Origin of the sequence: Neobacillus kokaensis (assembly GCF_014656545.1) — a bacterium.
GTDB classification, from domain to species: Bacteria; Bacillota; Bacilli; order Bacillales; family Cytobacillaceae; genus Neobacillus; species Neobacillus kokaensis.
The window spans coordinates 43266-54107 of the sequence record NZ_BNDS01000032.1; the positions used below are offsets into that span (position 1 = coordinate 43266).

The following is a 10842-nucleotide window of genomic DNA, read 5'->3' on the forward strand; positions in this document are numbered from 1 at the left end:
TTCATAGAGAAGTCAATCTCATCATGAGGTTGACTTTTTTAATGGAAAAATTTATAGTAAAAAAACCTTCGGGAATTTTTAAAAATATATTTGCATAATTATTTATATGTGTTAAAATTCAATACGTTGAATAATTATTAAATTAGTAAATAATATAACTTTTTAAATAGGATAGCACCTAAGGAGGAATTCAAATGAAGAAAGTACTAATACTATTGTTATCAATGGTAATGGCTGTGGGTCTGGCAGCTTGTGGTTCAAGTGAAAAGGATAGTAAGAGCGGCACTGATAAAAAGGTGTTAGTAATGGGAACTTCAGCAGACTATGCACCATTTGAATATATTGAGACTGAAAAAAGTGATGAAATTATTGGCTTTGATGTTGATTTAGCTAAAGCTATTGCAGGAAAACTAGGCTATAAAGTAGAAGTCAAAGACATGGAATTTAATGGTCTTGTTCAAGCGTTAAAATCTGGACAAGCAGACTTTGTTTTAGCAGGGATGACACCGACAGAAAAGAGAAAGAAAAACGTTGACTTTAGTGATATTTACTATACTGCAGGCTTCATGATTGTATCTAAAAAAGATAGCGGTATTAACAAACTTGAAGATTTAAAGGGAAAAACAGTAGGTGTTCAGCTTGGCTCCATTCAGGAAGGACAAGCAAAAGAGATCGCCAAAACAATTGATATTAAAATTGAAGACCGTAACCGTATCCCAGATTTAATTCAAGAAATTAAATCTGGCCGATTTGACGCAGTTATCATTGAAGATACAGTGGCGAAAGGGTATCTTACAAAAGAGAAGGATCTAACTGGTTTTACCTTTGAAGCCAAAGGTGTAGAAGGATCCGCAATTGCGTTCCCAAAAAATAGTGATTTAACAGAAAAGTTTAATCAAGAATTGAAGAAAATGAAGGAAAATGGTGAACTTGATAAATTAGTTGTAAAGTGGTTTGGCGGAGAGCAATAATCTTCTTAACCTAGGGACGTTTGGAAGAATCCTTTTCTTTCGGACGTCTCTACTATTTTCTAAAGAAAGGAAGGTATATGCATGGAATTAGATTTTATGCAATTCATCCCTTCATTACCTTATATCCTGAAAGGAATACTGGTTACCTTAAAAATTGTTGCGTTAGCAGCGGTATTAGGGTTTGTTTTCGGTATTATTTTATCTTTATTTAAAATAAGCAATATCAAAATACTAGGGTGGTTTGCCGACTTTTATACATCCATCTTTCGTGGTACACCGCTTGTCCTGCAGTTAATGTTGATTTACTTTGGATCCCCGCAGATATTTGGATTTCAAATTGAACCATATACTGCAGCAGTCCTTTCCTTTTCACTTAATTCGGGCGCTTATATTTCAGAGATTATCCGTGCAGGAATTCTAGCAGTTGATAAAGGCCAGCAGGAAGCAGCTATGGCATTAGGGGTTCCATATGGAAAAATGATGTGGGATATTATCCTGCCGCAGGCACTGAAAAACATCCTTCCTGCCTTAATGAATGAATTCATTACCCTTACGAAGGAATCCGCAATTGTAACAACGATCGGTGTAATGGATATTATGCGCCGTTCATATCAGGTAGGAGCAGAATATTATTCTTATTTTGAACCGTTAATTATGGCCGGTATCATTTATTATTTAATGGTTATTGCCTTAACCTTCGTAGGTAAAGCGGTGGAAAGGAGAATGAGACGCAGTGATTAAGGTGGAAAATTTATATAAGAATTTTGGTAATCTGGAAGTCTTAAAGGGAATCTCCACGACGATTAAATCTGGAGAGGTCGTTGCCATCATTGGACCATCAGGTTCAGGAAAGTCTACCTTCCTGCGCTGCATGAACCTTCTGGAAGCTCCAACTAATGGGAAGATTTGGATCGGGGATCAAGAAGCAACGGATAAGAAAACAAACATTATGAAGGTGCGGCAAAATGTTGGAATGGTTTTTCAACACTTTCATCTTTTTCCCCATAAGACTGTGCTGCAGAATCTTACTTATGCACCAATGAAAGTAAAAGGGCTGACAAAGGACCAAGCAGAAAAAATTGCTTTTGAGCTGCTAAACAAAGTTGGCTTGTCAGAAAAAGCAAACGAGTATCCAAAGAGATTATCCGGCGGTCAAAAACAGCGGGTTGCGATTGCAAGAGCCCTAGCTATGGAACCTGAGGTAATGCTCTTTGACGAACCAACATCTGCCCTGGATCCGGAAATGGTTAAGGAAGTATTAGAAGTCATGAAATCACTCGCTCACACCGGAATGACAATGGCTATAGTTACTCACGAGATGGGCTTTGCGAGAGAAGTGGCAGATCGGGTATTATTCCTTGATGGCGGTGTGCTGGTGGAAGATGCACCTCCAGCTGAATTTTTCTTAAATCCAAAAAGTGGACGGGCTCGAGAATTTTTGGAAAAAATGCTTTAAACAAGAGATGGTCATTACTGATCATCTTTTTTAATTTATGAAAGTTATGAATGACTGATAGGTGTTTGAGCAAACTAGGGGAAAAAGGGAGGTGGATGTAATTGACAAATATTTTATCGCCGCTCCTGCTTGCTTTTTTTCTCTCTCCATTGTGGCCGTTAGGACTGAATCCATTACCGGGTGACCCGTTTGTAATTGTTAATAAGAGTACGAATGAACTTGCCTTTATAAAGGATAACAGAGTGCAGACTATCGTAAGTGTTGGGACTGGCAAGACAGACGAGTTAACGCCTGAAGGGGTGTTTACTATTACCGTGAAAGCGGAAAATCCTTATTATCGCCGCGGCGAGATTCAGGGCGGTGACCCTAAAAACCCCCTTGGAGCAAGATGGATTGGTTTTGATGCCCAAGGAACGGACGGCAGAATTTACGGTATCCATGGGACGAATCAGCCATCGTCTATTGGAAAGTATGTATCCCAAGGGTGTATTCGTACCCAAAATGAAGTCATTAGCTCATTATTTCCACATATTCCTTTAGGAACAAAAATATTAGTAACGACAACGAAAAAATCATTTGAAATATTGGCAAAAGAACATGGGGCAATTAATTAAGAAAAGAAAGGGACTGTTCTTGATTGGAACAGTCCCTTTTTATCGTCTAGCTCCAGTGCCCAGCGACTAGTATTTTTCGTTAACTGGGCACTTGCGCCTTTTGTTTATTAAGATAAGAATTGTCCGATTCCTATAAGGAGGGTAGAGGCGAGCATCGCAAATAACATTAAATAGACAATAATTTTTCTCGTTTTCTTACTTTTCAAGATAAATTCCTCCCGTGACTATAATCATTAATATATATTGTACAAGGAAAAGCCTAAATGAACAACGGAAACATCTATGCAATTTAGGAAGGATTTATGAACTTTTTAACGAATACAATTAATGTCGAAAAATTATCCTACTATTGAACAGAGGGGTTTAAATGATCAAAAAAGTCGACCACATAGGAATTGCTGTGAAATCTCTTGAAGCTGTACTTCCTTTTTATACGGAGGTCTTACATCTTCCTTTACTAAAGATAGAAGAGGTTGAAAGTCAGATGGTGAAAGTAGCTTTTTTACAGGCTGGAGAAATAAAATTAGAACTGCTTGAACCGATGTCTGCGGAGAGTGCGGTTGCTAAATTTATTGAAAAACGCGGCGAAGGGATCCACCACGTCGCACTAGGTGTGGATTCAATTGAAGAAAGAATTGCTGAGTTACAAAATAAAGGGATTCGCATGATTGATGAAAATCCTCTGCCAGGTGCGGGTGGAACTGATATCGCTTTCATGCACCCAAAATCAGCTTCAGGTGTATTATTTGAGCTTTGCGAAAAGAAAGGGAAGAAGGAGTAGTCGGAATGGACATCTATGAAAAAATTAATGAGTTATACGACAAACGCAGAGAGGTTGAGCTTGGCGGAGGTGATGAGCGCATTGATAAGCAGCATGAAAAGGGGAAATTAACAGCACGCGAACGGATTGAGCTTTTAGTAGACAAAGGCACATTTGTAGAGCTCAATCCATTTATTGAACACCGAACAGTTGATTTTGGCATGGATGATCAAAAAGGTCCTGGTGATGGGGTTGTGACTGGTTACGGAAAAGTCAATGGCCGCCCGATTTATTTGTTTTCTCAAGACTTTACCGTATTTGGCGGGGCTCTTGGGGAAATGCATGCCAAAAAAATTGCAACCGTCATGGATTTAGCTGCGAAAAACGGCACTCCATTTGTCGGTTTGAATGACTCTGGCGGTGCACGAATCCAGGAGGGTGTTGTTTCTCTAGATGGTTATGGCCATATCTTTTACCGAAATTCGATTTATTCTGGGGTCATCCCGCAAATCTCCGTGATTATGGGACCATGTGCGGGCGGTGCCGTTTATTCGCCTGCGATTACTGATTTTGTGTTCATGGTGGAGAAAACCAGTCAAATGTTTATTACTGGTCCAAAGGTCATTGAAACCGTTACAGGAGAGAGGATATCTGCCGAAGACCTTGGCGGTGCAAATGTACATAACACCATTAGCGGCAACGCTCATTTTAGAGGAGCATCAGAAGAAGAGGTTTTGCTGCAGGTTCGCAAGCTATTAAGCTATTTACCGCAAAATAATCAAGAAAAGCCGCCGATGGCTGCGGTAGAAGAATCGGATGATTATCGGCCGGATCTAACCGATACGATTCCATTCGATGCCGTACGTCCATATGATGTTCGAAATGTCATTGAGCAAGTAGTCGATCATCATTCGTTTATGGAAATCCACAAAGATTTTGCGAAAAATATTGTTGTTGGCTTTGCTAGAATCAAAGGAGAGACAGTGGGACTTGTCTGCAATCAGCCGAAAGTGATGGCAGGCGGGTTGGATATCGATTCCTCTGATAAAGCAGCAAGATTTATTCGTACCTGTGATTCCTTTAATATTCCCATTATTACGTTTGAGGATGTTACCGGCTTCTTTCCAGGTGTCAAACAAGAACACGGAGGCATTATCCGCCACGGGGCAAAAATTTTATTTGCCTATTCGGAAGCAACCGTATCAAAGCTGACGGTTATTTTAAGAAAAGCATATGGCGGTGCTTATGTTGCTTTAAACAGCAAGTCAATCGGGGCAGACCTTGTATTCGCCTGGCCAAATGCAGAAATTGCCGTAATGGGGCCGCAGGGGGCAGCGAACATTATTTTTGCAAAAGACATTCAAAACAGTGAAAATCCTGAGCAGACAAGGCAGCAAAAGATTGAAGAATACCGTGATAAATTTGCTAATCCATATGTTGCCGCATCAAGAGGTATGGTTGACGATGTTATTGATCCGCGTGAAACTAGAATTAAAATTATTCAAGCATTAGAAATGCTTCGCAATAAAAAGGAATCGCGGCCTTATAAAAAACATGGAAATATCCCGCTATAATTAGAAAAGCGCAAGCGCCTTGGTCAGGCCCGACAAGCACAAGTCGATCTGGCGAGAAGGCTGTTCTTTAGCCTTCTTGACATATTGGCTTGTGACCTTGAGGGGCTAGGCGCTGAAGCTGGACAATTTTTAATGGACTCTGTCATTTGATGCTGAGAATTTGAAAAGGTATACTAAAATAGTGAATACATAATACGGAGGGGTTAAAGATGGTGAATCAAGAACGTCTATTAAATGAATTTTTAGAGCTTGTCCAAATTGATTCAGAAACAAAATTTGAAACTGAAATTGCCAAGGTTTTAAAACAAAAGTTTACGGATTTAGGCCTTGAAGTTTTTGAAGATGATACAACAGCAGTAACCGGGCATGGGGCAGGGAATTTAATCTGTACATTGCCTGCTACAAAAGAAGGCGTAGATCCGATTTATTTTTCATGTCACATGGATACCGTTACTCCTGCAAAAGGTGTTAAGCCTTCGATAAAGGATGGCTATGTTGTTACTGACGGTACTACAATCCTAGGAGCAGATGATAAAACCGGTATTGCGGTTATGCTTGAAACGATTCGTTTATTAAAGGAAAATAATCTTCCGCACGGGTTAATTCAATTTGTCATTTCTGTTGGAGAGGAATCTGGTCTCCATGGGGCAAAAGCGATAGACCAAGCATTATTGAAAGCGAAATACGGCTATGCACTTGATAGCGACGGACTAGTTGGTAATGTTGTTGTGGCAGCGCCGACACAAGCAAAGGTAAAAGCGATTATTTACGGTAAAACAGCCCATGCTGGTGTGGCACCGGAAAAAGGTGTTTCCGCGATTACGATTGCGGCAAAATCGATTGCAAAAATGCCGCTTGGCCGAATTGATCATGAGACGACAGCAAACATTGGCCGGTTCGAGGGCGGGCAGGCGACGAACATCGTTTGCGACCGCGTTGATATTTTAGCAGAGGCTCGTTCACTTATTCCTGAAAAAATGGATGCTCAGGTTGCGAAGATGAAAGAAGCATTTGAATCTGTTGCCGCTGCAATGGGTGGCCGAGCTGAGGTTGAAGTAGAAGTTATGTACCCTGGGTTTAAGTTTGGTGAAGGTGACGAGGTAGTGGAAATAGCTAAAAAGGCAGCTGCAAAAATTGGGCGAAGCTGTGAACTTTTGCATAGCGGCGGCGGCAGTGATGCCAACGTTTTTAATGGGTTCGGGATACCAACCGTTAACCTTGCTGTCGGATATGAAGAAATCCATACAACAAATGAGCGCATGCCGCTTGAAGAATTATACAAGCTTGCGGAAATGACACTTTCCATAATCGATGAAGTAACAAACCAATAATTTCCTTTAAGGAGAGCCGGCTTAACGCTATGGCTCTCCTTTTGATATACTTAAAATAGAAATTTGTAAGGATGTGTGTCGGCATGAAAGAGATGTATCCAAAAAATGGACGAGTCATTTTACATGTTGATATGAACAGCTTCTATGCTTCTGTCGAAATGGCTTATGATCCAGCCCTCAAGGGTAAGCCGCTGGCGATTGCCGGAAATGTAGAAGAGCGCAGAGGAATTATTGTTACTTGCAGTTATGAGGCGAGAAAATTCGGTGTTAAAACCACTATGCCCCTTTGGGAAGCGAAAAAACTATGCCCGCAGCTGATTGTCAAAAAGCCGAATTTCGAACGCTATCGCGCTGCCTCTATAGGCATGTTTGAAATCTTGAGGCAATATACTCCGCTTGTTGAGCCAGTTTCTATTGACGAGGGCTATATGGATATTACCGATAGCTTTGAGTTAGGGGCTCCAATCGATATTGCTGAAAGCATTCAAAAGCGAATTCTTGAACAGCTTGACTTACCCTGCAGTATCGGAATTGCTCCAAATAAATTTTTAGCAAAAACAGCTTCTGATATGAAAAAGCCTTTAGGGATAACAGTTCTTCGTAAGCGGGATATACCAGCTGTTCTCTGGCCATTAGAGGCAAACGAGATGCATGGAGTTGGCAAAAAAACAGCGGAGAAGCTGAAAACAATTGGGATTCAGACAATTGGCGATTTAGCGAAGGCGAATGAGCTGCAGTTAAAAAAACTCCTCGGTATTAATGGAATCCGCTTGAAAGAACGGGCAAATGGAAACGACATGCGCCCTGTTGACCCGGAGGCAATTGAGGATTTTAAAAGTATTGGAAATTCTACGACCCTTCCAAGGGATATCAGCAATCAACAGGAGTTATTTCATGTGCTTGAATCATTGGCTGAAACGGTATCAGTCAGGCTGAAGAGAAAAAAGGTTTTAGCGACTACGCTGGGGATTACGATACGTTATAAGGATCGAAAAACAATTACAAGAAGCAAAAAACTGGCCAACCCAATGGATCATAAAAACGATGTTGGGCAAATTGCTAAACAGCTTTTTTTAAAGCATTGGAATGGGGATCCGGTCCGCCTGTTAGGGATCACCGGATACGACTTAGTTGAACTCGATCATGCGTACAAGCAATTGGATTTATTTTCTTATGAGAAAGATGCCAAAAAGGAGCCTTTACTTCATACGCTTTCAAGTTTACGCGAGAAATATGGGAAAAAGATTATTGAAAGCGCCGGCTCGCAAACGAGAGACCCTAAACAACATGTCGGTACTGCTACAAGCTTTAATAAAGATTTTCTCCGCTCATTTCCGAATCAAAACGAAGAAAAAGATTAAAAGCTCCACTTGCCTGTTATCAGCATGTGGAGCTTTTTATATGGTTGTTAGGTTCAGCGGACAAAGGCTTGGTTCCTTTACTAAATGACCGCTTCTACTTTTTTATTTACATGTATCAACATCTAAGTCTGTTACCGGCCACCAGAAGAATCCGTCCTTTTCTAGGAGCTGATCCGCTGCATCAGGTCCCATTGTACCGGAATTATAGTTTGGAAAATCAGCCTTTTCCTTTGCCCATACATTTGAAATTTTATCAACAAATGCCCAGGAGTAAGCAACCTCGTCCCAATGAGTAAAGTTCGTAGCATCGCCACGCATACAGTCATAAAGCAGTTTTTCGTAGCCTTCCGGCGTGTTCATTGCATTTGTTCCTGTATTTGAAAAACTTAATTTTACTGTTTGGGCATCTAGGTGACCGCCTGCATGTTTAGCATTTAAGTGCAGGGTAATTCCTTCTTCAGGTTGAATGTGAATCACCAGCAGGTTTGGATTCAGCATTTTTTCCGGCTGGTAATATAAATTCATCGGAATATCTTTAAATTGAATAACGATTTTCGTTGATTTTGTTTCCATTCTTTTTCCGGTACGGATATAAAATGGAACACCTGCCCAGCGGAAATTGTCAATCATGACTTTTCCGGCCACAAACGTTTCGGTATTAGATTCTTGATCTACCATTGGTTCGTCGCGATATTTTGGTACTTGTTTTCCATTAATAGTTCCAGCATCATACTGGCCGCGGACAAAATAATCTTTTACTTCATCACCCTCGATGGTTCGCAAGGAACGGAACACGCGGACTTTTTCTGAACGGATTTCATCGGTTGTCAGGCTGATTGGAGGTTCCATCGCAAGTAGTGCTACCATTTGCAGCATATGGTTTTGCAGCATGTCACGCAGTGCACCGCTTGTTTCATAATAGCGGCCGCGTTCTTCCACCCCAAGGCTTTCACTGGAAGTCACCTGAATATTAGAAATATAGCGGTTATTCCAAAGCGGTTCAAAGATTGCGTTAGCGAAACGGATGACCTCAATATTTCGGACCATCTCTTTTCCTAAATAATGGTCAATTCGATAAATTTCTTCCTCAGAAAAGGCGGTTCGAATTTGATGATTTAATTCTTTTGCGGATGCTAGGTCATGCCCAAATGGTTTTTCAATTACCAGGCGTTTATAACCTTTGACATCTGTTAAGCCGTCTGATTTCAAATGCAAAGCAATCGGTCCGAAGAATTCTGGTGCCATTGCCAGGTAGAAAATCCGGTTTCCTTCAAGCTGGTAATGCTCATCAACCTCGTCAGCAAGCTTTTTTAAAGCTGAATATGAATTTGAATCGGCTACATCATGGGATTGATAGTAGAAATGCCTTACGAATTCTTCAATGTCGTCCTTTTCTCCCAACGCAGATGTGACTGAATCCTTTATAGACTGTTGAAATTCATCATTAGAAAGGGTTCTTCTGCCTACGCCAATTACTGCAAACCGTTCTGATAATTTACCTCGTTCAAATAATCGGTAAAGGGAAGGGAATAGCTTTCGTTTTGCCAAATCACCTGTTGCCCCGAAAATCATGATTAATGAAGTCATGTTTTGTTCCACTATATAGTTACCTCTCTTCTTGCAGCATACTCGCTTATGTATTTATTAACAAAAATAATAGTATCGGTTTCTCTTAGATTTCTCAAATATATTGATTTGCATGTATGAAATTACTTTTGTTTCATATGATTTTCGGGTAATTGAAAGATGTTTATGCTATATTATCCATATTGGTAAATTGGAACGGAGGGTTTGTCGTGGATATTTTTTTCTTAGGAACAGGAGCAGGGATGCCTGCTAAGCTTCGCAATGTCACATCGATAGCACTTAAACTGCTCGAGGAGCGCGGGGCGGTTTGGCTGTTCGATGCCGGTGAAGCTACACAGCACCAAATTTTACATACCTCAATTAAACCGAGGAGGATTGAAAAAATTTTCATCACCCATCTTCATGGCGATCATATATACGGCCTTCCCGGCTTATTGTCAAGCCGGTCATTTCAAGGCGGAGACTCAGAGGTGACCGTATATGGACCAAAAGGAATTCAGGAATTTTTGCAGGTAAGTCTATCGATTAGCCAGACCTACTTGAAATATCCGTTAAAGGTTGTCGAAATCGACGAAGGGATTGTGCTCGAAGATGAGCAATTTTTGGTAGAGGCTAAGATTTTAGATCATGGCATTACCTCTTTTGGATATCGAATTGTAGAAAAGGACAGGCCGGGTACCTTACTGGCTGATAAGCTGATGGATGCAGGAGTGCCGGCAGGGCCGATATTTCGAAAAATAAAGAATGGTGATACTGTTACATTAGAAGATGGCCGGGTAATTGAGCCGAGCGAGTTTTTAGGACCTGCCCAAAAAGGACGGATTGTGACCATTCTTGGAGATACAAGGTCTTGTGAGAATGCGATGTTGCTGGCTAGGGGTGCGGATCTGTTAATTCATGAAGCAACCTTCTCGAAAGGGGAGGAGGCACTTGCTTTTGATTACTTCCATTCGACTACCCATCAGGCTGCTGAGATTGCGAGGAGGGCTGAATGTAAGCAATTATGTTTGACACACATTAGCTCTCGCTATGATAAGACTGCGTGGAAGGAATTAGCGGCAGAGGCTCAAGAGATCTTTCCTAATACTGATATTGCCGAGGATTTTAAGGAAATTAAGATTCCTTATAAATAAGAAAGAGGCTGGGACAAAACCCCTCTCTGAGATGAAAAAGCCGGTGAAATTTTAC

General features: G+C 40.9%; 11 protein-coding genes. 9 read left to right on the plus strand and 2 right to left on the minus strand.

The features are described 5' to 3' along the window. Positions 1–194: 194 nt before the first annotated feature. From IE222_RS22925 to IE222_RS22940, 4 genes are all read left to right on the plus strand, one after another. Positions 195–971, plus strand: coding sequence for a transporter substrate-binding domain-containing protein (locus IE222_RS22925; protein WP_191276707.1), 777 nt, complete (start codon positions 195–197; stop codon positions 969–971). A gap of 81 nt (positions 972–1052) precedes the next feature. Next, positions 1053–1712, plus strand: coding sequence for an amino acid ABC transporter permease (locus tag IE222_RS22930; RefSeq protein ID WP_191276708.1), 660 nt, complete (start codon positions 1053–1055; stop codon positions 1710–1712). Further along, the gene (locus tag IE222_RS22935; protein ID WP_191276709.1) at positions 1705–2427 is read left to right on the plus strand and encodes an amino acid ABC transporter ATP-binding protein; all 723 of its coding nucleotides are present in this window, start codon (positions 1705–1707) and stop codon (positions 2425–2427) included. The genes IE222_RS22930 and IE222_RS22935 overlap by 8 nt, the downstream gene beginning before the upstream one ends. A gap of 101 nt (positions 2428–2528) precedes the next feature. Beyond that, positions 2529–3041: a L,D-transpeptidase gene (locus tag IE222_RS22940; RefSeq protein WP_191276710.1), complete on the plus strand. Its 513-nt coding sequence runs from the start codon at positions 2529–2531 to the stop codon at positions 3039–3041. 107 nt (positions 3042–3148) lie between these two features. Here IE222_RS22940 and prli42 read toward each other — a convergent pair whose 3' ends face one another. Then, on the minus strand, positions 3149–3247 hold the full coding sequence (gene prli42 / locus IE222_RS22945) for a stressosome-associated protein Prli42 (RefSeq protein WP_155928433.1): 99 nt from the start codon (positions 3245–3247) through the stop codon (positions 3149–3151). A gap of 161 nt (positions 3248–3408) precedes the next feature. On the opposite strand from prli42, the gene mce reads away from it, so the two are divergent. The 4 genes from mce to IE222_RS22965 all read left to right on the plus strand — a co-directional run bounded on the left by mce (position 3409) and on the right by IE222_RS22965 (position 8067). Then, positions 3409–3822, plus strand: a complete 414-nt coding sequence (gene mce / locus IE222_RS22950; RefSeq protein WP_191276711.1) for a methylmalonyl-CoA epimerase — start codon at positions 3409–3411, stop codon at positions 3820–3822. Positions 3823–3827: 5 nt separating this feature from the next. Beyond that, complete coding sequence (locus IE222_RS22955) at positions 3828–5375, plus strand: acyl-CoA carboxylase subunit beta (RefSeq protein ID WP_191276712.1); 1548 nt, start codon at positions 3828–3830, stop codon at positions 5373–5375. Between the two features lie 209 nt (positions 5376–5584). After that, positions 5585–6706 carry a tripeptidase T gene (locus IE222_RS22960; RefSeq protein ID WP_191276713.1) on the plus strand — a complete coding sequence of 374 codons (1122 nt, stop codon included), beginning with the start codon at positions 5585–5587 and terminating at the stop codon, positions 6704–6706. Between the two features lie 83 nt (positions 6707–6789). Beyond that, a complete protein-coding gene (locus IE222_RS22965) occupies positions 6790–8067 on the plus strand; it encodes a DNA polymerase IV (RefSeq protein ID WP_191276714.1) in 1278 nt (425 codons plus the stop codon). Between the two features lie 102 nt (positions 8068–8169). On the opposite strand, the gene zwf is transcribed toward IE222_RS22965, so the two are convergent. Beyond that, positions 8170–9639: a glucose-6-phosphate dehydrogenase gene (gene zwf / locus IE222_RS22970; RefSeq protein WP_240009799.1), complete on the minus strand. Its 1470-nt coding sequence runs from the start codon at positions 9637–9639 to the stop codon at positions 8170–8172. Between the two features lie 224 nt (positions 9640–9863). Here zwf and rnz point away from each other — a divergent pair, with 224 nt between their 5' ends. Beyond that, positions 9864–10787 (plus strand): ribonuclease Z, encoded by a 924-nt coding sequence (gene rnz / locus IE222_RS22975; RefSeq protein WP_191276715.1) that lies wholly within the window; start codon positions 9864–9866, stop codon positions 10785–10787. Positions 10788–10842 lie beyond the last annotated feature (55 nt).

Excerpts from the sequence above, each read along its gene's own strand:
- IE222_RS22925 (WP_191276707.1), top strand. The coding sequence starts at position 195 with ATGAAGAAAGTACTAATACTATTGTTATCAATGGTAATGGCTGTGGGT.
- IE222_RS22930 (WP_191276708.1), top strand. The coding sequence starts at position 1,053 with ATGGAATTAGATTTTATGCAATTCATCCCTTCATTACCTTATATCCTG.
- mce (WP_191276711.1), top strand. The coding sequence starts at position 3,409 with ATGATCAAAAAAGTCGACCACATAGGAATTGCTGTGAAATCTCTTGAA.
- IE222_RS22955 (WP_191276712.1), top strand. The coding sequence starts at position 3,828 with ATGGACATCTATGAAAAAATTAATGAGTTATACGACAAACGCAGAGAG.
- IE222_RS22960 (WP_191276713.1), top strand. The coding sequence starts at position 5,585 with ATGGTGAATCAAGAACGTCTATTAAATGAATTTTTAGAGCTTGTCCAA.
- IE222_RS22965 (WP_191276714.1), top strand. The coding sequence starts at position 6,790 with ATGAAAGAGATGTATCCAAAAAATGGACGAGTCATTTTACATGTTGAT.
- zwf (WP_240009799.1), bottom strand. The coding sequence starts at position 9,639 with ATGATTTTCGGGGCAACAGGTGATTTGGCAAAACGAAAGCTATTCCCT.